The sequence below is a fragment of the Pseudohaliea sp. genome, from assembly GCF_040217025.1.
In the GTDB taxonomy this organism is placed as follows: Bacteria; Pseudomonadota; Gammaproteobacteria; order Pseudomonadales; family Halieaceae; genus Pseudohaliea.
In genome coordinates, this window is sequence record NZ_JAVJOA010000008.1 from 381,137 (window position 1) to 402,619 (window position 21,483).

Sequence of the window (21,483 nt, forward strand, 5' to 3'; positions counted from 1 at the left end):
TCGGCGGGGCGCGGTGGAAGGGCCCCGCCGTTCCTGTCATATTGACGTGCGAAGCCGGGATTGGCCCGGTGGCAGCAGGACAGGAGCACCATGACCAGCCCCATCCAGCCGCGCCTAGCGGACCTCGACGAGAAACTCTTCATGCCCCGGGAGCTGTCCTGGCTCCGCTTCAATGACCGCGTGCTGCAGGAGGCCGCCGACCCGACGGTGCCCGAGATCCAGCGGCTGCGCTACCTCGGTATCTTCTCCAACAACCTGGACGAATTCTTCCGCGTGCGCGTGGCCGAGGTGCGCCGGCTCATCTCCGTCTCCCGCGGGTCCACGCGGCAGCAGGCCAAGGACCTGCTCGCGGCAATCCAGGACTCGGTGGTCGCGTCCCAGCGCGACTTCGAGCGTGTCTACAACGAGGTCATGAAGGCGCTGCAGCGCCGGCGCATCTACATGATCAACGAGCGCCAGCTGGAGCCCAACCAGGCCGAGTTCGTGCAGAACTACTTCACCATCAAGGTACTGCCGGAGCTGGACCCGATCCTCTTCTACGAGGGCCAGGCGATTCCCGTGCTCAACGACGAGTCGCTCTACCTCGCCATCGACCTCGTTGCCGCGGACCGGCACACCTATGCCGTGGTCGAGGTGCCGACGGACCGGCTCAACCGCTTCGTCGAGATTCCCCGGCGCAAGGGCAAGAGCGGGCGCGTTTTCATCGCTCTCGACAACGTGATTCGCGCCTGCCTGCCGCAGATGTTCCGCGGCATTCTGCCCATCGAGGAGGCCTCCGCCTACTGCTTCAAGTTTTCCCGGGACGCGGAGATCGAGCTCGATGCGGGCATTACCGAGAGCCTCATCGAGAAGATGGCCATGAGCCTCAAGCAGCGCCAGCGCGCCGACCCGGTACGCTTCGTGTACGACGGCGACATGCCCCGGCACCTGCTCGACTTCCTGGTCGCCCGCTTCGATCTCGGCAACTACGACAGCCTGATCCCCGGCGGCCGCTACCACAACTCCAAGGATTTCATGAGCTTTCCCCGGGTGGGGCCGAAGTACCTCGAGCTGAAGCCGCTGCCCGCGGTACGCGTGCCCGAGCTGGACGCCGCCAACAGCATCTTCGAGAACATCCGCGAGCAGGACATCCTGCTCTACTACCCGTATCACCCCTTCGACTACGTCATCGACCTGCTCAAGACGGCGGCCCTGGACCCCGCGGTGGAATCCATCAAGATCTGCCTCTACCGGGTGGCCAGCGAGTCCCGGGTGGTCGACGCGCTGCTCAATGCCGTGGCCAACGGCAAGCGCGTGCGCGCCGTGGTCGAGCTCGCCGCGCGCTTCGACGAGGCGGCGAACATCAACTGGGCCCAGCGCCTCACCGAGGGCGGCATCGAGGTCATCTTCGGCATCCCGGGCCTGAAGGTGCACAGCAAGCTGCTGCTCATCGAGCGCCGTGAGCCGGGCGGGCTGCGCTACTACAGCCACATCGGCACCGGCAATTTCAACGAGAAGACCGCGCGGCTGTACACGGACTTCACGCTGCTCACCTACGACCAGACCATCGGCGAGGATGTCGCCAACGTCTTCGAGTTTCTCAAGTACACCTACAAGCGCCCCGAGTACCGCCTGCTGCTCGTATCGCCGCACACCACCCGGCCGGCGATCATCGACATGATCGAAGCGGAGATCCGTAACGCCCGCAAGGGGCATCGCGCTGCGATCACCGTGAAGTGCAACAATCTCGTCGACAAGCAGCTGTCGCTGAAGCTCTATGAAGCGAGCGAGGCGGGCGTGGAGGTGCGCCTGATCATCCGGGGCATGTGTTCCCTGCTGCCGGGTGTGCCCGGCCGCTCGGACAATATCGAGGGCATCAGCATCGTCGACCGCTACCTCGAGCACCCGCGGGTCTACGTGTTCTACAACCGTGGCAAGCCGCGTTATTACATCGGGTCGGCGGACCTGATGACGCGCAACCTCGATTACCGCGTGGAAGTGCTGGTGCCCATCTTCGATGCCGATGCGCAGCGCGTGCTGCAGGATGTGCTGGACATGCAGTGGCACGACAACCAGAAGGCGCGGATTCTCGATCCGCTGCAGAAAAACCAGTTTGTCGCCCGGCGCAAGAAAGCGGTGGCCCTGCGCTCGCAGGAGGCGATCCAGCGCTACCTCGCGACGGGCAAGCGCCCGCGCTACCCGCGTTCGAACATGCTCCCGGCGCCGCGGCGCGGCTGAGGCGACGCCGTGGCGGGCAGCAGTCTCCTCGTTCTTCTCGACGACATCGCGACGATCCTCGACGACGTCTCGGTCATGTCCAAGGTGGCGGCGAAGAAGACCGCCGGGGTCCTCGGCGACGATCTCGCGGTCAACGCGGAGAAAGTCACCGGTGTGCGGGCGCACCGGGAGCTTCCCGTGGTCTGGGCGGTCGCCGTGGGGTCCCTGCGCAACAAGGTGATCCTGGTGCCCGCGGCGATGGTTCTCGCGACCTTTGCGCCCTGGACGATCGCGCCGCTCCTGGTCTGCGGGGGGCTGTTCCTCTGCTACGAGGGCGGTGAGAAGCTCTGGCACGCCGTCGCGGCCTCGCGGGAAAGCAAGGAGCAGGCGCACCGGGAACTGGTCGAGCGGCTGGCGGACCCGGCGGCGGACCCGCGGCAGGTGGAGCGCGACAAGATCCGCGGCGCCGTGCGCACCGATTTCATCCTCTCCGCGGAGATTATCGTCATCACCCTGGGTATCGTCGCCGACGAGGCCCTGGCGACGCAGGTCGGCGTGCTCTCCGCGATCGCGCTGATCATGACCGTGGGTGTCTACGGGCTGGTCGCGGCGATCGTCAAGCTGGACGATGCGGGCCTCTACCTGGCGGAACGCGGGTCCGCGCCCCTGCAGCTCCTCGGGCGAGGGTTGCTGGCGTTTGCGCCCTGGCTCATGAGGGCCCTGGGCGTCGTCGGTACGGCCGCGATGTTCATGGTCGGCGGGGGCATCCTGCTGCACAGCGCCCCTGCGCTCGAACACGCGGTGGTCGAGGCAGCCGCGCCTTTCGGCCCGGCGGGCGAACTGCTCGGTCCGCTGCTGGCCGGGGCCCTGCTGGGCGTCGTCGCGGGTTTCCTCGTGCTTGCCGTGGTGGCGGCCGGACAGCGGTTCATCGGCAAGAAATTACATTAAACTAATTCTTTAAGCTACTGATTTATTTAAGTAGGGAACCCAGGACGCCGCGGAGCAGCCGCTCGCCGAGGCGCCGGCCGGTCGCCGAACCCAGGCTCCGTGCCACGCTCTTCACGAAAGCCTCCCCGGCGCTCTCCCGGCTGCGCGGCTGGCGTTTGCGCGCCGGTGTCTGTGCCGGGCCCGCCTCGGCATCCCGGCGTGCCTTCTCCATGCGCTCGCGCAGGATCTCGTGGGCCGAACGCGGGTCGACCGCCTGCGCGTAGCGGCGCTGGTTCGGGTCCGCCGCCACCAGCGCCGCGCGTTCCGCGTCGCCGAGCGGGCCCATGCGGGAGTAGGGCGGCCGCAGCAGGACGCGCTCTACGGGCGTCGGTACCGCCTTCGGCCCCAGGGTGGAAACCAGTGCCTCGCCGACGCCGAGTTCGCCGATGACCGCCGCGGTGTCGAGGGCCGGGTTCGGCCGGAATGACTCGGCCGCCACCCGCACGGCGCGTCGCTCCTTCGGCGTGTAGGCACGCAGCGCGTGCTGGACGCGGTTGCCGAGCTGGGCGAGGACCGGGTCGGGAATGTCGGCGGGGCTTTGGGTGACGAACCAGACGCCGACGCCCTTCGAGCGGATCAGGCGCACGACCTGTTCCACTTTTTCCAGCAGCACCGATGGTGCGTCGCGGAAGAGCAGGTGCGCCTCGTCGAAGAAGAAGACCAGGACGGGCCTGTCCGGGTCCCCGACTTCCGGCAGCGTCTCGAACAGTTCGGCAAGGAGCCAGAGCAGGAACATCGCGTAGGCGCGCGGGTTGTCGATGAGTGTTTCCGCAGCAAGGATATTGACCACCCCGCGGCCGTCGCGCGCGCACTGCATGAGGTCATCGAGGGCCAGGGCCGGCTCGCCGAAAAAGCGGTCGCCGCCGGCCCGCTCCAGCACCAGCAGGCGGCGGAGAATCGCATCCACGGAACTGCGCGCGACGCGGACCGTGCCGGAGATTTCGCCGGCGTGCTCGGCGAGGTAGGCGAGACCGGTGCGCAGGTCTGCGAGGTCGACCAGGAGCAGCCCCTCGTCGTCGGCGACCTCGAACAGCAGTGTGAGCACGCCTTCCTGGGTATCGTTGAGTTCCAGCAGGCGCGCCAGGAGCTGCGGGCCCATCTCGGTGACGGTGGTGCGCACGGAAACGCCGCGCTCGCCGAACAGATCCCAGAAGGCGACCGGGTAGGGTCGCGGGTGAAAGCCGTCCATGCCGATGTGCGCCACGCGCTCTTCGACCGCGGTCGAGCTGCTGCCGGCGCTGGCCAGCCCGGAGAGGTCGCCCTTGACGTCCGCGAGGAACACCGGGACGCCGGCATCCGAGAAGCCCTCGGCGAGACACTGCAGCGTGACGGTTTTCCCGGTGCCCGTGGCGCCGGCCACCAGGCCGTGCCGGTTGGCGTAGCGCAGCGCGAGCTTGACCTGGCTGCCGGCCGCGCCGCCGAGCAGCAGGTGGTCGCTCACTGGGCGCTCCCGGCGCGGCGCTTGCCCGCCGCCTTCTTCGGAGTGACGTTCTTCGAGCCGGCCTTCTTCGGGGTGACTTTCTTCGGTGCCGCTTTTTTCTTCGCTGCTGTTTTCGGGGTGGCTTTCTTCGCAGCTGCCTTCTTCGGGGCCGCGCTCCCTGCAGCCGCTTTTTTCGCTGCGGCCTTTTTCGCCGGTGCCTTGCTCGCGGCGGCCCGCTTCGAGGGCGCCTTCTTCGGCGTTGCGCTCTTCTTCGCGGCGGCACGGGACTTCGCGGGGGCCTTGTCGCTGGCAGCGAGCTTCGGCCTGATGCCGGCGCCCTGGCGAGCCGGCCGCCTCGTACCGCGGCCCCGTGCCGGGCGGCTGCGCGCCGGGGCGGCTGCCGTGCCCGCCACCAGCTCGAGCTCGGCGAGCGCGTCCTCGAGGTGGTCGATCATGCGCTGCACCTGCGGCAGGGAGCGGCGGCAGGCCACGATGCCGAAGTCCAGCTTGTCGACGTAGCTGACCATGGTGATGTTCATGGCAAAGCCGTCGAAGACGATGGAGGCCGGGTAGAGGCCGTCCAGGCGGGCGCCGTTCCAGTACAGCCGCTCCCGCGGGCCCGGCACGTTGGATACCACCGTGCTGAAGGCCGGGTAGCGGGACGCCAGGCCGAGGACCGAGGTAAGCAGCGCCGGGACCTGGGTAAGCTGCATGAACAGGGCCGCCTCGCGGGAGGACAGGGAGCGCAGCAGGTCTTTCCCCGCGCGCATCGAATCCTGGATCGTGCGCAGCCGCTTCTCCGGGTCGTAGACGTTGGTCGCGAGGTCCGCGGTAATGAAGCCCACGGCGTTGGTGGAGTCGAGGTCCGTTTCCTCGCGCAGGGAGACCGGTGCCATCGCCTTCAGCGAGTGCCTGGGCAGCTCGTCGCGCGTCAGCAGGTAGCGGCGCAGCGCGCCGGAGCACATGGCCAGCACCACGTCGTTCACCGTTGCGTCCATAGCCTTGCCCACCGCCCGCACGCGCTGGAACTCGAAGGACTGGGCGACAAAGCGGCGGGCGCCGGAGACCCGGGTATTCAGCGTGGTCTTGGGCACGTTGTGCCAGGGTACGGCGAGGTTGCCGCCGCGGCCGACGAAGGCGGCGCCGAAGCGCCGCATCGCGGTGACCAGGTGCATGGAGGAGTCGTACTGGTGCTTGATCGCATCGACCACGTTGCGCAGCTCGTTCTGTCTTGGTGGCTGCGGCTTGCTGCGCGAGCCGAAGCGCAGTTCCTTGTAGATTTCGTAGGCCTCCAGGGAGAAGGGACCGTAGTCGATGCGTTCCGCCGGGTCCTCGGAGCACATGCTCCGTGTCAGGTGCATGGCGCCGACGCCATCGATGGCGGCGTGGTGGATCTTGTTGTACACGGCGAACTGCCGGTTCTGCAGGCCTTCGATGAGATGCAGTTCCCACAGAGGCCGGGTACGATCGAGAAGCGTGGTATGCAGCCGCGAGGCGAGGGCGAAGAGCTCCCGGTAGCGCCCGGGCGCGGGCAGGGCTGAATGGCGCACGTGATAATCGAGATCGATGTGCTCGTCCTTCTCCCAATAGAGACCGGTCTTGCCCGTGACAACGTACTCGCCGAAGGGCCTGCGGAACGCCGTGGTATCACGCAAGAGCTCCCGGAGGTCACCGAGAAACTCGTGCTCCGATGCGCCGTCGGGCAGCGTGAACAGGTTGATGCCGCCCACGTGCATGGGCGTCTCGCGCTTCTCCAGCAGGAGAAAACCGGCACTGGTCAGGTCAATGCGACGCATGGGGGCTCCTTGCCTCGTTACTGTTATGCTTGGCCGCAGTGTACCGGAATGGCCGTCCTGCGCCACAGCATCGCGCACTGCCCCGGCCGGTGGCAGCGGCGCCGGGCACCCCCCCATGGACCCGTCTGGAGACAACGACAATGAAGACCCTGCTCCTCGCGCTCGCGCTCTGCACGGCCGCCGCCGGCGCCGCGGCCGGCGCCGAGACGGTGCCCGGCGAACACGCCCGGCGCACCCTGGAGATCTACCGCCATATCGTCGAGGTGGACACCTCGAAGACAACGGGCAATACGCCCCGGGTGGCGCGCTACCTCGCGGACCTGTTTCTCGAGGCAGGCTTCCCGGCGGAGGATGTCCGCGTGGTGCCGAAGGACAGCTTCGCGAGCCTCATCGTGACCTACCGGGGCGACGGCTCTGCCGGGAAGAAACCGATCCTGTTCCTCGGGCACATGGATGTCGTGGAGGCCTACGCGAAGGACTGGGAGCGGCCGCCCTTCGAACTCACCCGGGACGAGACGAACTTCTATGCCCGCGGCACCATCGACAATAAGTTCGGCGTGGCGCAGCTGACGAGTACCTTCCTTCGCCTCCGCGAGGAAGGCTTCGTACCCGACCGCGATCTCATCCTGGCGTTTTCCGGGGACGAGGAGAGCGGCATGGTGACGACACGCATGATGGCCTACGAGATGCCCGAGCTCGTAGAGGCGGAATTCGCCCTCAACTCCGATGCCGGCGGCGGCGACCTCTCCGCCGACGGGCGCGCCATCAGCTACAACGTGCAGGCCGCGGAGAAGACCTACGCTACCTGGGAGGTCACCGTGCGCAACCCCGGCGGCCACAGCAGCCGGCCCCGGGACGACAACGCGATCTATGAACTGGCGAGCGCGGTGAAGGCGATCGAGGCGCATCGCTTCCCGGTACGCTGGACGGAGATGACCCTGGCCTACTTCCAGAAGGTGGGCGAGAAGCTGGGAGGAGAGCTGGGCGACGCCATGCTGCGCTTCGCCTACGATCCGGGGGACGCAGAAGCCGCCGAGCGGCTGCGCCGGGAGCCGTCCTACGTGGGCACCACGCGCACGACCTGCGTGGTCACGATGCTCGACGCCGGTCACGCCGAGAACGCGCTGCCGCAGTCTGCCACGGCCACGGTGAACTGCCGCATCTTTCCCGGTATCTCCGTCGCGGAGATCGAGGCGGAACTCAAGGCGGCGGTCGCCAACCCGGACGCCGAGTTCAGGCTTCTCGGCGAGCCGACGGAAAGCCCCATCTCGGAGATGCGCGCGGATGTGCTCGCCGCTGTCAGCAAGGCCGTGCACAGCCGCTACCCGGGCCTCGACATGGTCACCTACATGGAATCAGGCGGTACCGACGGCATGCATTTCCGCAACGCCGGCGTTCCCACCTGGGGCGTGAGCGGCATCTTCATGAACCCGGACGAGATGTACGCCCACGGCCTCAACGAGCGCGTGCCGGTCAAGGCGTTCTATGACGCCCTGGACCACTGGTCGATCATCATCCGGGAACTCACCGGGCCCTGAGGCCTCAGGGGCCGGCGTGTTCCGCCGGCGCTATCAGCGTGATGGCGCCGCGGATCTCGCCGAGTTGATAACCGGTGGCGCGGTCGTCCGGGTAGTACGCCCTGATCGCCTCGGCCACGGCCGGCTCGATGCTCTCGCCGTGGCAGACGAGGCAGACACCGCCCACCGGCTGCGCCTGCATGTAGCGGTAGCGGCCGTCGACGACCTCGCCGTGGTTCAGCATCGGCCCGGGCTCGCCGTCGGCGGCGCGGGCGGCAAAGCGTTCCAGCTGCTCCCGTTCCCAGGCGTCCGGCTGCGCGCGCTCCGCGTTGCGCGGCTTCAGGCTGACCCGGCCCACGGACCAGCCGGTCTCCTCACTCAGCTGGTCCGCCAGCGCGGGCGCCTGCTCGGCGCAGATCTCGATGGCCGCAACGGGGCCCCGTTCCTGGATCGTCGAGGCCAGCAGCGGCTTCACGGTGCCGACGAAGCGCTTGACCAGCGTCCTCGCCTCGGCCTGGCGCGGATCGGTGTCCCCGGCCAGGGACGGGGCGGTAGCCGCAAGGCAGGCCGCGAGAGCAGTGACAAGGTGACAGCGTTTCATGAGATGCCTCCATCAAGCATATTAGCTAAAGCTAATACAATGGACGGCAGCTGACCTTGATCCAGCGCAAGGGCGGAGCGCTGTGGCGTCTTCAGGCCTCGCCGGCGAACACGTAGCTGCGCGGCAGGAAGCAGTCGCTGTTCGCCTCCTCGATAAAGGGCGCGTAGGGCCCCTGGGCCGGGTGGCGCAGGAAGTCGCCGACACCGGGGTAGGGGTAGAGCGCGTCGTAGCGGGCAACCCGCTCCGGGTCGACGCGGCGGTAGATGTGCGAGCGATTCAGCTCGCCGGGGGCGCGCAGGCCGGCGGAGGAGACGATGTCGAGCAGGGCGTGTACCGTTTCGTGATGGTAGCGCGCCACGCGCTCGCCCTTGTCTTCCACGTCGAGGCCGCGGGTCAGCCGCGGGTCCTGCGTGGTCACGCCGGTGGGGCAGCGGTTGGTGTTGCACACCAGCGATTGCACGCAGCCGAGCGCCAGCATCATGCCGCGGGCACTGTTGCAGAGATCGGCACCCAGGGCGAGGACCTTGGCCAGGTGAAACGCGGTGATGAGCTTGCCGGAGGCGATGACGCGGATATCGTCGCGCAGGCCGAAGCCGATGAGACAGTCGACCACGAACGCCAGGCCGTCGCGAAGCGGCATGCCGACGGAGTTGCTGTACTCCAGGGGCGCGGCCCCGGTGCCCCCCTCGCCGCCGTCCACGGTGATGAAGTCCGGCTTGATGCCCGTCTCCACCATGGCCTTGCAGATGGCGATGAACTCGCTCTGCCGCCCCACGCACAGCTTGAAACCGACCGGCTTGCCGCCCGCCAGGGTGCGCAGGCGGGCGACGAACTCGAGTAGCCCGCGCGGCGAGTCGAAGGCCGTATGCGCCGAGGGCGATACCACCTCGGTGTGCGGCTCGACGCCGCGGATGCGCGCGATCACCTCGTCGTTCTTGCTCGCCGGCAGGATGCCGCCATGGCCGGGTTTGGCGCCCTGGGACAGCTTTACCTCGATCATGCGCACCGCATCGAGGGCCGCGGTGTCGGCGAACCGCTCCGGCGAGAAGGATCCGTCCGGGTTGCGGCAGCCGAAATAGCCGGTACCGATCTGCCAGGTAAGGTCGCCGCCGTAGGCACGGTGGTAGTCGGAAAGGCCGCCCTCGCCGGTGTTCTGGTAGAAACCACCGATGCTGGCCCCCTTGTTGAGGGCGCGCACCGCATTGGCCGAGAGGGCGCCGAAGCTCATTGCGGAGATGTTGAGGATGGACGCATCGTAGGGGCGGGCGCAGTCGGGCCCGCCGACGCGTACCCGCGGATTGCGATCGAGGTCGTTCATATTGAGCGCGGCGATGGAGTGGCCGATCCACTCGTAGCCCTCGCGGTCGGTATCGACCCGGGTGCCGAAGGGCACGGAGTCTAGGTCCCCCTTGGCGCGCTGGTAGACGATGGAGCGGAACATGCGGTTGAGCGGTGCGCCATCCATGTCGGATTCGAGCAGGTACTGGCGCACGAAGGGGCGCAGGTGTTCGGCGACCCAGCGGGCCCGGGCGAAGAGCGGAAAGTTGCGGCGCAGGCTGTGCTCGGTCTGGGCGAGGTCGGCAAGGCCCAGCGCGAAGGTCCCGAGCAGCGCGAGGAACAGCAGCCAGGTGAAAAGGCTGTCGAGGCCGGCGGCGTAGAGGCCCAGCAGGGCGAGGGCATGCAGCGCGAAGAACAGGGTGCGGGCCATGGGGCCTCCTCGGTGGGGGACGGGTCCGCGCCGTAGTGTACCGGATGGCGCGGCGCCCGCCAGTGGTCTCAGGCGCTTGCCGCGGCCTCTGCCCGGCGGGCGATGACCCGGGTCCAGCCGCGGAACAGGAACAGGTGCGCGGGCACCAGCGAGTACCAGTAGAGCAGGCCCCAGACGCCCCGCGGATGCCAGTAGGCGTTCACCGTGATCCGGGTACGGCCGGCGCCCTCCGGCTTGAGCTCGAATTCGAGCGCGCCTGCGCCCGGCGCTCTCATGCCGAAGTAGAGCGTCAGGTGGCGCGGCGGGTTGATGCCGATCACGGTCCAGTAGTCCACCACGTCGCCCAGGCGCAGGTCGTCCGGGTCGCGCCGGCCGCGGCTGAACCCGGCGCCGCCCACCAGCCAGTCCACCAGCTCGCGCAGGGTCCAGAGCCAGTTCATGTAGTAATAGCGATTGCGCCCGCCGATACGGATAAGCTGGTCCCAGAGTGCCTCCGGTGGCGCGGCGGCGAGCGCGGTGCCGCCGGCGCGCTTGGCGTAGAAAGCGGTGTCGTGGCGGTAGCCGCGCAGGGCGAAGGCGCCCTCGGTCCAGCGCGCCGCGACCGCATGGCGGCGCTCGGCCGCGAAGGCCGCCTCGATCGCCTCGCGCACGCCGAGGAGGCGCTGCGGAACGAGGCGCCGCAGCGCACTGTCGTCGGCGGGAAAGTCGTGCCTGAGCCCGCCGATGAGGGCCCGGGCGATATCCACGGGCACGGCGGTGGTCAGCCCGAGCCAGTAGGAGGAAAGCCCCGGCGTCAGCAGCGGCACGGGAATGATGCGCGGGCGCGGCTTGCCGGCCGCGTCAGCGACCAGGCGCATCATGTCGGTGTAGCTGAGATAGTCGGGACCGGCGGCATCGAGGATCGCCCCGGCGGTTTCCTCGAACTGCGGCACCTTGAGCAGGTACTCGAGGAGGTTGTCCAGTGCGATGGGCGGTGACTTCGCGCGCACCCAGCGGGGGGTGATCATGACCGGCAGGTTCAGGGTGAGGTCGCGCATCACCTCGAAGGCTGCAGAGCCCGGGCCGATGATGATCCCGGCGCGGAGCTCGGTGACCGGGACCGGGCCGCGGCGCAGGACCTCGCCGGTCTCGCGACGGGAGGCCAGGTGCGCGCCGCTCGCGTCCTCGGGCAGCAGCCCGCCGAGGTAGACGATGCGCCGCACGCCGGCGTCGGCCGCGGCTGCCGCGAAGTTGGCCGCCGCTTCGAGATCGAGGCGGGTGAAGGCGTTGCCGGCCGCCATGGAGTGGACGAGGTAGTAGGCGGTGTCGATGCCGGCGACCGCCGTGCGCAGGGTCTGCGGTTGCAGCGCATCCGCCTGCACCAGCTCCACCTTGTCCCAGCCGCGGGCGGCGAGCACTTCGAAGCTGCGCGCCGCCGCGCGCACGGGGACGCCGGCGCGGACGAGAAAAGGCACGAGGTTGCTGCCGATATAGCCGCTGGCGCCGAAGACCAGCGCCCGCGCCGGTGCAGCGGCGACTTCCATGGGTTTCCTCCGGGGTGGCGGGAGCGCGTGATGATAGCGTACTTTATCCGTGTCTCCCGCAAGGCCCGCCGGATCATGGAAGCCTCTGCTTTCTTCCTTCAGCTCGCCCTCATCTTGGTGGCCGCCCGCCTCGCGGCGGAGATCGCCACGCGTTTCGGTGCGCCCGGCGTCATCGGTGAACTGGTGGCCGGCATCGTGCTCGGGCCGAGCGTTCTGGGCTGGATCGAGGCGACGGAGGTCATCCGCCTGCTCGCGGAAATCGGCATCATTCTCCTGCTCTTCGAGGTCGGCCTGGAAACGGACATCAACCGCCTGGCGCGCTCTGGCCGCCAGTCCGTGGTCGCCGCCCTCGGCGGTTTCGTCATGCCCTTCGTCCTCGGCTACGCGCTCTGCCGCTTCCTGTTCGGGCTGGACGTGCTGCTTTCGCTGTTTGTCGGCGGTGCGCTCACCGCGACCAGTATCGGCGTCACGGTGCGCATCCTGCGCGACGTCGGCCGCCAGGACAGCCGCGAGGGGCAGGTTGTCCTCGGCGCCGCTGTCATCGACGACGTGCTCGGCGTGCTCCTGCTGGCGCTGCTCTACGAGTTCTCCCGCTCCGGGGACCTGTCCCTGGCCAACGTGTCCCGGCTCGCGCTGTTTGTGGGGCTGTTCTTCGTGCTCGCGCCCGTGGCGGCCAAGGCGATGTCCGCGGTGATCAGCCGCTACGGCCGCGTTACGGATATGCCGGGGCTCGTGGCCACGGTGATCGTTTCGCTCGTACTGCTCTTCGCCTGGATGGCGCACGCGGTCGGCGCGCCGGAGCTCCTCGGCGGTTTTGCCGCCGGCCTCGCCCTGTCCCGGCGCTTCTTTCTTCCCTTCGGCGCCGCCCTGGCCCGCGACGGCGACTTCGCGGACGAGGTGGAGCGGGACATGAAGCCGATCGTGCAGCTGTTCACGCCGATCTTCTTCGTGACCGTGGGTCTCTCCCTGGACCTGCGCCAGGTCGACTGGGGCTCGGCCTTCGTCTGGCTGTTTTCGCTCTCGCTCGCCGTCGTGGCCATCGCCGGCAAGATCGCCGGCGGCTACCTGCTCTTCCGGGAACACTGGCTGATGAAGAGCGCCATCGGCATGGCAATGGTTCCGAGGGGGGAGGTGGGGCTCATCTTCGCCGAGCTCGGCCGCAGCGCCGGTGTTTTCGACGATGCCAGCTATGCCGCGATGGTCCTCGTGATCGCCTACACCACCCTGTTCTCACCCTTCTGGATCAAGCTGTTCTACCGGCTCTACGGACACCGGGCCGAGCTGGCGGACGAGGCGGACGCGGGCAGTGGAGGCGCAGCAGTGCGCAGGGAATAGGTCCCGCGCGGAAACGAAAAAAGGCGCTACCCAAAGGTGGGTGGTAGCGCCGAGGGGAGGGACTGGTGCGGCCCGCGGGGCGGGCCGGATGCGTTTAGCGGTGCCGCTTGAAGGGCGGGCGACCGCGGAACAGGGGCTCTTCTTCCGCTACTGCGCTTTCCAGCGCGGCGATGTCCGTCACCGGCAGTTCTTCACGGCGGCGATCGTAGGGCGGCTTGCCGCTGCGGTCGACCGTCCACACCGTGACCGTTTCGACGGACTCCTCGGCAACTTCCAGCTGTGCCGTGTCGACGACCGGGATTTCCACGCGCTCGCGCTTGAAGGGCGGACGGCCGCTGTGATCCACGGCCCAGACCGTGACCGTTTCGCCTGTCGAAGGCGCTTCGGCGACGGCGCCGGTGGCGAGGGTGCCGCCGAGGGCGCCGGCGACCAGGGCTGCGAGAATCTTCGTTGTCTTCATCACACACCTCCTTGGCGGTGTTCGCTTGCTACGTTCGATGAAACTATGCCATAGCCGGGAACAATGCCTGACATAAATACTGAGTAATTAATATAGTAATTGGCTATCACCCAGGGCGTGGCTGAAACCCTCGGATGATCGCAAGTTGTGCAGGTTGCATCAGTATTGGGCGTATGCCCGTAAAGAGTGCGTGGCTTTCTCCCGCGGTATGGCCTAACCATATGATTTGATTGGTTATTTTGTGTTGGCTCGGCCCTTGCAAACGTCAGGAAGCAATGTCGACGCAGATTGGCCATGACCCCGTGAAGAAATGCCTGCACCAAGGGCTTGCCCTGATAGTGAGCGCCTTGCTCCCCGCGGCCGTTTTCGCGCAGTCGTCGGCCCCGGACGGGGTCACCGAGGGTACCGCCCGCGACGCCCCGGTACTCGAGAGCCCGCCGCTGGAAGCCGTCCCCCTGGAGCAGGCGCCGGGCGGCAGCCTCTACGTCGACGCCGAAGCCGGGGGCATCAGTGCTTCCTTCCTGGTCGACACCGGCGCCGGCCTGGTGACGGTCAGCGAGGCCTTCTTCGATCAGCTGCAAGCCCGTGGCGCCGTGCGCGAGGTGCGCCGGGTCGCGGCGCGGCTGGCAAACAACCGCCTGCAGCCGCTGACGGTCTACGAGGTGGCCGAGTTCCGTATCGGGGAGCACTGCGATATCGGCCCGGTCGAGGTCGCCGTGATGCCCGGGGGCGGGCGCAACCTCCTGGGCCTCTCGGCGCTCGGGCGGGCCGCACCCTTTACCGTGAGCATGGCGCCGCCGGCGTTGCACCTCTCCGGCTGCAGTCTTCCCGGGGCCATCGCCGCCTTGTAGGGCCCTCGCGCCAGGGCTTCTCCCGGGCGCTAATCCCCAGACAGTACCTGGACCACGTCGCCGACTTCCTCCTGGGTGAGCTCGCGGATATCCGCCGCCAGGCGCCGGTAGAAAGCGCGCGCCGGCGAACCCCCGCGCCAGGCGAGTACCAGGATCCGCGCGATGCCCTCGCCCTCGATGTCGCGCACGGCGAGGCCCGTGTCATCGTCGATCTCCGAGGCGATGTACAGCGCGGGCAGAAACGCCAGCCCCATGCCCATGACCACCATGACCCGGAGTGCATCGAGGCTCGTGCCCTGGTAGTCGCGCAGCAGTTCGGCGCCGAGACGGGCGCAGGCCTGCTCGACGAGCTGCGAGAAGAGGTGTCCCTGCTCGGTAGTCAGGATCTGCTGGCCGGCCAGGTCCGCCCCGGTGAGGCGTGGCTTGCGGGCGAGGGGGTGGTCCACGGGCATGACCAGGCGGATATCCTCCCGCAGCAGTGTCTCCGCGCGGATTTCCCGCGAGTTGATGGGCAGGGCGGTCACGATCATGTCGTACTCCCCGCGCTCCAGGCCCTCTTCCAGCCGGCGCACGGAGTCCTCGCGCACGTAGAGCTTGAGGTCCGTGTAGCGCTCGTGCAGCCGCGGCAGGATGCGCGGCAGCAGGTAGGGGCCCAGCGTGGACTTGACGCCCAGGCGGTAGGTGCCCGCGGCGCCGCCGCGGGAGGCATCGGCAGCGCTGGCAAGCTCCTCGACGGCTTCCAGCACGCGCCGCGCATGGGGCTCCAGGCGCCGGCCGGCGGGGGTCAGGCGGGCGCCGCTGCGCGTGCGCTCGAACAGGGTCACGCCCAGGGTTGCCTCCGCGCGGGCGATCTGTGCCGTCAGCGTCGGCTGGCTGATGGCGAGCTCGTCGGCGGCGCGGCGCAGGCTGCCGCAGCGTGCGACGGCCATGAAGTACTCGAGTTGGCGCAGCGTGGGGCGTTCACTCATGGCCGTCACCCGCGGAAGAGCCAGCGGCTCATCGCATCGGGATTCGCGATCACCACCTGCTGCGCGGCCGGGGCCGCCGGCTCCCGGGCCGGGTCGAGCTGCAGCCGCTGGAGCACGTAGGGCACGAGGCAGCCGCGGGTCTCGATGGCGAGCTCGCCGTCGCTCATGCCGTAGTCTGCCGCCACCACGGCCTGCTGCGCCGGGCTCAGCCGCGGGTCCGGCCGCAGGCGGAGCTGCACGCGCTGCTGCCAGGCCGCGTCGGCGCCGGCGCCGTGCGTGGAGCCGTCCATCATGTCCGGCTCGCCGCGGAAGCGGCTGAGCACGAAATCCCGGTAACCGGCGTTCTTTTCACACCAGGCGCGGACGTGCCAGCGAAGGCCCGTGTAGACGAGTGTGTGCGGCACGATGATGCGCCCCTCACGGTCCGGGTTGTTGACCGACACGTAGTCGACGTCGATGCGCCGCTGCTGGCGCGCGGCCTGCAGGATGGGGCGCAGGGTGGTGGCCTGCACGTCCCGCACCGGGAGCCCCAGCACTTCGATGTTGCCGAGGCCCAGCGCCAGCGACTCGAAGACGTTGGCGAGCTCGTTGTTGCGCGCGGCCAGCTGCAGGTACTCGTCGGCCAGGCCGGCCGTCACCCTGGGCGTAAAGGCGGGGGCGGGCACGTAGCCCTTCAGGTGCTTGTCGTACTCGAGGTTGCCGGGCCCCACCTCGCGGCGGTAGCTGTTGATGTCCTTGCTGGCCTGCTGGCGGCCGATACCGAAGGTCTCGCAGAGGTGGCGCGTGGTGAGCCGCCCCTCCCAGAGGGCGATGATCTCGATATAGCGGTAGCGCAGCAGCAGGTCCCAGCGGAAGGGCCAGGCGCCATCGCGGTGACCGGCCATCGGTGCCCCCAGGCGGTGGATTCCCCGCGAGCATACGGTGCCCGCGGGGGAATGCAAGGGCAGCGCCCGCCGCGCGGGGGGCGCTGCAGAAACCCCGGGCAGAAACCCGGGGCGGAAATCCATTGAAGAAACGCCGGGCAGAAACGCTAGGTGAGCTCGAAGCGGCAGCTCTCGGCCCCCATGGCGCAGCACCGGGTTTCGACGCATTTCATGTGCTTGTCCACGAGCACGTTGAACAGGCGCTGGAACACGGCCGCGTGCCAGTCGCAGAGCGGGCGGTCGGCGTGTTCCCCGCGCACCACGGGGTTGTCCACCAGTTCGAACACCAGCGGCTGGCGCGAGACCACGCGGAAGGTGCCGGAGCCGGCGAAGGTCCAGGCGTGCTTCTCGATGGCGCTGGCCAGCAGCGGCGCACCGAGCCAGGCCGGCATCTTGCGGATCACCCGGCGGGCGACGGTGGGGATGCGGTGGGCGATGATGTAGTCGCCGGTGCGCTCGCCGGCTTCCCGGGCGAGTTCAGCGGCCTCGGCAGGGTACTGGCGCCGGAGTTCCTGGTGCAGGAGCGCCGCCGGCGCCTCGGGCATCAGCCCGTCGTCCGGGGGCAGCTCCTTCAGGCCGGCGCTGGCGAGCAGGCGCTGCCGGGCAAGGGCCCCCAGCTGGGCGTCGAGCACCGGGACTAGCTGGAGGACGCTGTTCGGACCGATACGGGCGCCACCCGCGCCGGCATCGCCGGCGCTCCGGGGAGCGGCCACTTCAAGCGCGCCCTGCCGCATCCATCTCCGCCTCGCTCAGCTGCTGTTCGCCGCCGCCGCAGGCCTTGACGATAGTGTCCGCGGCCATGGCATCGGTCGCCAGCATGTCGTAGGCATCCGGCTGCTCGGCCTGCTTGCGGGCCCGGGCCTGGGCCGCGCGATCCTGCATGGACTGCCAGTCGTCGAGCTGTGCTTTGGCGATCTTCCGCGTCGTGTCGAAGTGGAAGTCCACCTTGTCCTTGGACTGGGGCCCCCAGTAGCCGGCCTTGCCGAGATCGTAGAAGGTGCGGGCGAAGCCGGCCTTGGCGAAGGCCTTGAGGCAGCCGAGAAGATAGCGCCGGCGGAACCCGGTACCGCGCCAGGGATAGTGGAACAGCGCTTTCTTGATGTAGAAGCGTCGGTAGTTGTTCATGACCCGGTCGAGGAGCTCGCCCCGGTCCATGGCTTCTGGCTTCATGATCGGCGTCACGAAGTTGTACTTCGAGAAGTCGAAGACCTCGACCTTGTCGCCGAGGTCCTGGAACAGCGGCGTGAAGGGCCAGGGGGTGTACATGGCCCAGTTGGCGAGGTCCGGCTGCCAGTCCCAGGCCATGCGGTAGGTTTCCTCGAGGGTTTCGGCGGTCTCGTTGTCGAGGCCGACGATGAACTGCGCCTCGATGAAGATGTCGGCGTCGCGCAGGAGCTCGATGGCGCGCCGGTTGTCCTCCACCTTCGTTTCCTTGTTGAACTGGTCGAGCTTCATCTGCGCGGCGGCCTCCGTGCCGAGGCTGACGTGCACCAGCCCGGCCCGGCGGTAGAGCGGCAGGAGCTCCTCGTCGCGGAGGATGTCCGTCACCCGCGTATTGATGCCCCACTTGACCTTGTCCGGGAGGCCCCGGGCAATCAGCTCCTCGCAGAACTGGATGAACTTCTTGCGGTTGATGGTGGGCTCCTCGTCCGCGAGGATGAAGAAGCCGACGCCCTGTTCGTTGACCAGCTTCTCGATCTCGTCCACCACCTTGATCGGATCGCGGACCCGGTAGTCGCGCCAGAACTTCCACTGCGAGCAGAAAGAGCAGGTGAACGGGCAGCCGCGGGCCATGTTCGGAATGGCGACCTTGGTGTTGAGCGGGATGTACTTGTATTCGTCCCACTCGAGGAGGGTCCAGTCGGGGTCGAGGGCGTCGAGGTCCTTGATGGTCGGTGCCGCCGGGGTGGCGACGATCTCTTCGCCGTCGCGATAGGCGATACCGCGGATCTGGTCGCGGGTCTGCAGGTATTCGCCGCGGTTCACCGCTTCCATGAGCTGGGTGAAGATTTCTTCGCCCTCGCCGCGGACGATCACGTCGACCCAGGGCGCCTCGGAGAGCACCTGCTTGAACATGAAGGTCGCGTGGATGCCGCCCAGCACCCGCAGTGCCTGGGGTACGTGTTCCCGCGCAAGCTCGAGGAGGCGCTCGGCCATGTAGATCGATGGCGTGATGGCGGTGGTGCCGATGACGTCGGGCTGCAGCTCCACCAGCCGCCGCACGACCTCCTCTTCCTCGAGGTTATGGGTCATCGCGTCGATGAAGTGGATATCGTTGAAGCCGGCCTTGCGCAGGTGGCCGGCGAGGTAGGCGACCCAGGCTGGGGGCCAGCTACCGGCGATTTCCGCACCGCCGGAGCGGTAGTTGGGATGGACAAAGACGATTCGCATGGGCCCGTACCTCCCTCTGACTGTCAATTAAAGTTAACACATGAAAATGGTAACTTGAATTGACACGGATCAAGGGGAGGGTTGGGGCGGGCGCTCCGGCCCGATGGTCAGATGCAGCATTTCGCCACGGGATCCTGCGAACGGGCAAAAAAAACCGCCGCGGAGCAGGAGCCCGGCGGCGGTTCCGGCGGAGCCGGCGCTCAGTCCATGGCGTCTTCCATGGCACGCTTGGCATCGTTGGCGGCCTCTTCGGCGCCTTCTTCCGCATCCTCGGCCATTTTCTTCATGGCGTCGCCGGCCTCTTCCGCGCCTTCCTCGGCGTCGTTCATCATGTCGCCGGCCATGTCCTCGGCCTTGGCCATGGTTTCCTTGGCGCTCTCGCCGGCCTTGTCCATGGCTTCCTTGGTCTTGTCACCGGCCTCCTTGGCCATGTCGCCGGCCTTGTCCATCGCGTTCTTGGTGGAATCGCCGACCTTGTCCGCGGTTTCCTTGACGCTGTTGGTGGCGCTGTCGACGTCTTCCTTGCTGCACCCGGCCAGGACCAGGGTGGAAACCAGTAGTGCACCCAGTACCGTTTTCGCGTTCATCTCGCTATCCCCTTGCTTGAATATCCGTTTTCATCTGGCTCGTCGACGCTGCTGTCGACGGCGCTGTCGCTTGCGGGCACCGGTCACTACACGCGCCACGCCGGGGCGGTGAACCCGCCGACCGTCACAGGAGGCTATACCGAAAGGCAGGGCGGGTAAAGCGCCCGTGCTCGGCGCAAGAACTGCCTGTGATCCGAACGAGGCCCCGCGCGTAGCTTAAGCATCATCTCACGCGAGGAATCGCCCATGACCGCACGAACCCTGCCCGTCATCGCCTGCCTGCTCCTCCTGGCCCTGCTCAGGCCCGCCGTCGCGAACGCGGAGCTCGCTGTCGGCGACCCGGCGCCGGACTTCGAACTACAGGCCTCGGACGGCAAGACCTATCGCCTGGCGGACTTCCGCGGTGAGCAGCCGGTCGTGCTCGCGTGGTTCCCCCGGGCCTTCACCTCCGGCTGCACCGTGGAGTGCAAGTCGCTGGCGCGCAGCGGCGAGGAACTGCGCCGCTTCGACGTCAGCTACTTCATGGCGAGCACGGACCCGGTAGACAAGAACATGGCCTTTGCCGAGGAAACGGAAGCGGACTTCCCGCTCCTGTCGGATCCCGAGGGAAAAGTCGCCCGTGCCTACGGGGTCTACACCATGGGCTTTGCGAAGCGTCACACCTTCTACATCGACCGCGAGGGCAGAATCGCCTACATCGATCGCTCCGTGCGGCCGAGCACCTCGGCCGAGGACATGATCGCCCGTCTCGAGACGCTCGGCGTCCCCAGACAGTAATTTTCCCGCCGGCGCCGCGGTGGCGCCGGCGCCCAAGCGGCGTAGAATACGCGGCCCCCTCGATCCCGGGAGAGCCCCGTGTACTCGTTCGCCACCCTCAGGGAACTGTTCCGCCTGGCACTGCCGATGGTCGTGTCCCAGGGGGCCTTTGCCCTGATGATGTTCGCGGACCGCTTCTTCCTGTCGCGCATCGATGCGACCCACGTCGCCGCATCCCTCGGCGGCGGGGTGAGCTTCTTCCTGACGGTCTGCTTCTTCAACGGGATCCTCTCCTACGGCAACGCCATCGTGGCCCAGTACTACGGGCAGCGGCGTCTCGAGCGCTGCCCGCAGGTCGTGACCCAAGGCGCGCTGATCGCGCTGGGCAGCCAGCCCCTCATCCTGCTCGCGGCATTCCTGCTCGGTGACATGTTCCTGTGGATGGGCCACGAACCGGCGCTCGCGGCGCTCGAGCGCACCTATTTCCTGACCCTGCTGGGCGGGGCGTTCCTGTTCCTGCTCAAGAATACGCTGGCTTCCTATTTTTCCGGGATCGGGCGCACGCGGGTGGTCATGATCTGCGACGTGATCGGCGTGTGCCTGAACGTCCCCCTGTCCTACGTATTGATCTTCGGCAAGCTGGGGCTGCCGGCCCTGGGCATCGCCGGCGCGGCCCTGGGCACGGTGATTGCCGCCGCGTTCACCATCGGGCTTTATGCGCTGTTCTATTTCAACGCGGTGCACGCGGCGCAGTTCAAGGTGCGCGAGTCCTTCCAGCTCGACCGGGGCATCCTCCGGCGTTTCCTCCGCCTGGGGTTCCCGTCGGGGCTGGAGGTGTTCATCGGCGTCGGCACCTTCAACCTTTTCCTGCTGCTCTACCAGGCCTACGGCGTGGCCGAGGGCACGGCGATGGCCATCGTGTTCAACTGGGACATGCTGTCCTACGTGCCGCTCATGGGACTGAACATCTCCGTCATGAGCCTGATCGGCCGCTACGTGGGCGCCGGTGACCTGTCCCGGGCGACCCAGGTCATCAGCGCCGGTCTGCTCATCGGTCTCGGTTACTCGGGGGTACTGGCGCTGTGCTTCCTTATGTTCCGCGTGCCGCTGCTCGAGGTCTTCGCCACGCCGGGGGCGGATTTCGCACCGATCCTGGCTGTCGGCCAGCCGATGATGGTCGGCATGGCCTGCTACATGATGGCCGACGCGGTGATCCTGGTCTGCGGCGGCACCCTCCGGGGCGCCGGCGACACCCGCTGGATGATGGGCACGTCCATCGCCGTGCACGTCGCCATGCTGCTGCTGCAGGTCTGGCTGATCCTCGGGCTCGCGGTGGGTCCGCTGGTGAGCTGGTGGGGCTTCGTGGCAACGCTCATCGCCAACGCGGTGCTCTACGGCTGGCGGGTGCTCGGCGGCTACTGGCGGCACCCGGACCGGCTGGCCCGGGCCCTGGCGGACTAGACG

General features: G+C 68.0%; 18 protein-coding genes. 7 read left to right on the top strand and 11 right to left on the bottom strand.

The genetic code is table 11. The features are described from left to right. Window positions 1–90 precede the first annotated feature (90 nt). Window positions 91–2,217, top strand: coding sequence for a polyphosphate kinase 1 (gene ppk1, locus RKE50_RS05945; protein ID WP_350035132.1), 2,127 nt, complete (start codon window positions 91–93; stop codon window positions 2,215–2,217). A 9-nt stretch (window positions 2,218–2,226) separates the two neighbouring features. Then, window positions 2,227–3,144, top strand: coding sequence for a DUF808 domain-containing protein (locus tag RKE50_RS05950; protein WP_350035134.1), 918 nt, complete (start codon window positions 2,227–2,229; stop codon window positions 3,142–3,144). Window positions 3,145–3,166: 22 nt separating this feature from the next. Here the strand turns inward: RKE50_RS05950 and RKE50_RS05955 are convergent, their stop codons facing one another. After that, window positions 3,167–4,624 carry a helicase HerA-like domain-containing protein gene (locus RKE50_RS05955; protein WP_350035136.1) on the bottom strand — a complete coding sequence of 486 codons (1,458 nt, stop codon included), beginning with the start codon at window positions 4,622–4,624 and terminating at the stop codon, window positions 3,167–3,169. Beyond that, window positions 4,621–6,399, bottom strand: coding sequence for a WS/DGAT/MGAT family O-acyltransferase (locus RKE50_RS05960; RefSeq protein ID WP_350035137.1), 1,779 nt, complete (start codon window positions 6,397–6,399; stop codon window positions 4,621–4,623). Before RKE50_RS05960 ends, RKE50_RS05955 begins: the two co-directional genes overlap by 4 nt. A 140-nt stretch (window positions 6,400–6,539) precedes the next feature. Between RKE50_RS05960 and RKE50_RS05965 the strand changes: the two genes are divergently transcribed. After that, window positions 6,540–7,937 carry a M20/M25/M40 family metallo-hydrolase gene (locus tag RKE50_RS05965; RefSeq protein ID WP_350035139.1) on the top strand — a complete coding sequence of 466 codons (1,398 nt, stop codon included), beginning with the start codon at window positions 6,540–6,542 and terminating at the stop codon, window positions 7,935–7,937. Between the two features lie 4 nt (window positions 7,938–7,941). Here the strand turns inward: RKE50_RS05965 and RKE50_RS05970 are convergent, their stop codons facing one another. The 3 genes from RKE50_RS05970 to RKE50_RS05980 all read right to left on the bottom strand — a co-directional run bounded on the left by RKE50_RS05970 (window position 7,942) and on the right by RKE50_RS05980 (window position 11,748). Beyond that, on the bottom strand, window positions 7,942–8,517 hold the full coding sequence (locus RKE50_RS05970; protein ID WP_350035140.1) for a Tll0287-like domain-containing protein: 576 nt from the start codon (window positions 8,515–8,517) through the stop codon (window positions 7,942–7,944). Window positions 8,518–8,608: 91 nt separating this feature from the next. Beyond that, window positions 8,609–10,225: an FMN-binding glutamate synthase family protein gene (locus tag RKE50_RS05975; RefSeq protein ID WP_350035141.1), complete on the bottom strand. Its 1,617-nt coding sequence runs from the start codon at window positions 10,223–10,225 to the stop codon at window positions 8,609–8,611. 68 nt (window positions 10,226–10,293) lie between these two features. Then, window positions 10,294–11,748 (bottom strand): DUF2867 domain-containing protein, encoded by a 1,455-nt coding sequence (locus RKE50_RS05980; RefSeq protein WP_350035142.1) that lies wholly within the window; start codon window positions 11,746–11,748, stop codon window positions 10,294–10,296. A 30-nt stretch (window positions 11,749–11,778) separates the two neighbouring features. Between RKE50_RS05980 and RKE50_RS05985 the strand changes: the two genes are divergently transcribed. Beyond that, window positions 11,779–13,083, top strand: a complete 1,305-nt coding sequence (locus RKE50_RS05985; RefSeq protein WP_350035143.1) for a cation:proton antiporter — start codon at window positions 11,779–11,781, stop codon at window positions 13,081–13,083. A gap of 94 nt (window positions 13,084–13,177) precedes the next feature. On the opposite strand, the gene RKE50_RS05990 is transcribed toward RKE50_RS05985, so the two are convergent. Beyond that, window positions 13,178–13,543 carry a hypothetical protein gene (locus tag RKE50_RS05990; protein WP_350035144.1) on the bottom strand — a complete coding sequence of 122 codons (366 nt, stop codon included), beginning with the start codon at window positions 13,541–13,543 and terminating at the stop codon, window positions 13,178–13,180. A 338-nt stretch (window positions 13,544–13,881) separates the two neighbouring features. Between RKE50_RS05990 and RKE50_RS05995 the strand changes: the two genes are divergently transcribed. Further along, on the top strand, window positions 13,882–14,394 hold the full coding sequence (locus RKE50_RS05995) for a retroviral-like aspartic protease family protein (protein WP_350035145.1): 513 nt from the start codon (window positions 13,882–13,884) through the stop codon (window positions 14,392–14,394). Between the two features lie 29 nt (window positions 14,395–14,423). Here the strand turns inward: RKE50_RS05995 and RKE50_RS06000 are convergent, their stop codons facing one another. From RKE50_RS06000 to RKE50_RS06020, 5 genes are all read right to left on the bottom strand, one after another. Beyond that, window positions 14,424–15,362: a hydrogen peroxide-inducible genes activator gene (locus RKE50_RS06000; protein ID WP_350035146.1), complete on the bottom strand. Its 939-nt coding sequence runs from the start codon at window positions 15,360–15,362 to the stop codon at window positions 14,424–14,426. A 5-nt stretch (window positions 15,363–15,367) separates the two neighbouring features. Continuing rightward, window positions 15,368–16,246 carry a WYL domain-containing transcriptional regulator gene (locus RKE50_RS06005; RefSeq protein ID WP_350035147.1) on the bottom strand — a complete coding sequence of 293 codons (879 nt, stop codon included), beginning with the start codon at window positions 16,244–16,246 and terminating at the stop codon, window positions 15,368–15,370. Between the two features lie 146 nt (window positions 16,247–16,392). Beyond that, window positions 16,393–16,998, bottom strand: coding sequence for a bacteriochlorophyll 4-vinyl reductase (gene bchJ / locus RKE50_RS06010; RefSeq protein WP_350035149.1), 606 nt, complete (start codon window positions 16,996–16,998; stop codon window positions 16,393–16,395). A gap of 1 nt (window position 16,999) precedes the next feature. Continuing rightward, window positions 17,000–18,676, bottom strand: a complete 1,677-nt coding sequence (gene bchE, locus RKE50_RS06015; RefSeq protein WP_350035150.1) for a magnesium-protoporphyrin IX monomethyl ester anaerobic oxidative cyclase — start codon at window positions 18,674–18,676, stop codon at window positions 17,000–17,002. A gap of 200 nt (window positions 18,677–18,876) precedes the next feature. Then, window positions 18,877–19,263: a hypothetical protein gene (locus RKE50_RS06020; RefSeq protein WP_350035151.1), complete on the bottom strand. Its 387-nt coding sequence runs from the start codon at window positions 19,261–19,263 to the stop codon at window positions 18,877–18,879. Window positions 19,264–19,509: 246 nt separating this feature from the next. Here RKE50_RS06020 and RKE50_RS06025 point away from each other — a divergent pair, with 246 nt between their 5' ends. Beyond that, window positions 19,510–20,040: a peroxiredoxin gene (locus RKE50_RS06025; protein ID WP_350035152.1), complete on the top strand. Its 531-nt coding sequence runs from the start codon at window positions 19,510–19,512 to the stop codon at window positions 20,038–20,040. Window positions 20,041–20,118: 78 nt separating this feature from the next. Further along, window positions 20,119–21,480, top strand: a complete 1,362-nt coding sequence (locus tag RKE50_RS06030) for an MATE family efflux transporter (RefSeq protein ID WP_350035153.1) — start codon at window positions 20,119–20,121, stop codon at window positions 21,478–21,480. Window positions 21,481–21,483: the final 3 nt, after the last annotated feature.

Coding starts and splice junctions, on each gene's coding strand:
- RKE50_RS05980 (WP_350035142.1), bottom strand. CDS start 11,748: ATGGAAGTCGCCGCTGCACCGGCGCGGGCGCTGGTCTTCGGCGCCAGC.
- RKE50_RS06020 (WP_350035151.1), bottom strand. CDS start 19,263: ATGAACGCGAAAACGGTACTGGGTGCACTACTGGTTTCCACCCTGGTC.
- RKE50_RS05975 (WP_350035141.1), bottom strand. CDS start 10,225: ATGGCCCGCACCCTGTTCTTCGCGCTGCATGCCCTCGCCCTGCTGGGC.
- RKE50_RS05990 (WP_350035144.1), bottom strand. CDS start 13,543: ATGAAGACAACGAAGATTCTCGCAGCCCTGGTCGCCGGCGCCCTCGGC.
- RKE50_RS05970 (WP_350035140.1), bottom strand. CDS start 8,517: ATGAAACGCTGTCACCTTGTCACTGCTCTCGCGGCCTGCCTTGCGGCT.
- RKE50_RS06005 (WP_350035147.1), bottom strand. CDS start 16,246: ATGGCCGGTCACCGCGATGGCGCCTGGCCCTTCCGCTGGGACCTGCTG.
- RKE50_RS06000 (WP_350035146.1), bottom strand. CDS start 15,362: ATGAGTGAACGCCCCACGCTGCGCCAACTCGAGTACTTCATGGCCGTC.
- RKE50_RS06025 (WP_350035152.1), top strand. CDS start 19,510: ATGACCGCACGAACCCTGCCCGTCATCGCCTGCCTGCTCCTCCTGGCC.
- ppk1 (WP_350035132.1), top strand. CDS start 91: ATGACCAGCCCCATCCAGCCGCGCCTAGCGGACCTCGACGAGAAACTC.
- bchE (WP_350035150.1), bottom strand. CDS start 18,676: ATGCGAATCGTCTTTGTCCATCCCAACTACCGCTCCGGCGGTGCGGAA.
- RKE50_RS05985 (WP_350035143.1), top strand. CDS start 11,779: ATGATAGCGTACTTTATCCGTGTCTCCCGCAAGGCCCGCCGGATCATG.
- RKE50_RS05965 (WP_350035139.1), top strand. CDS start 6,540: ATGAAGACCCTGCTCCTCGCGCTCGCGCTCTGCACGGCCGCCGCCGGC.
- RKE50_RS05960 (WP_350035137.1), bottom strand. CDS start 6,399: ATGCGTCGCATTGACCTGACCAGTGCCGGTTTTCTCCTGCTGGAGAAG.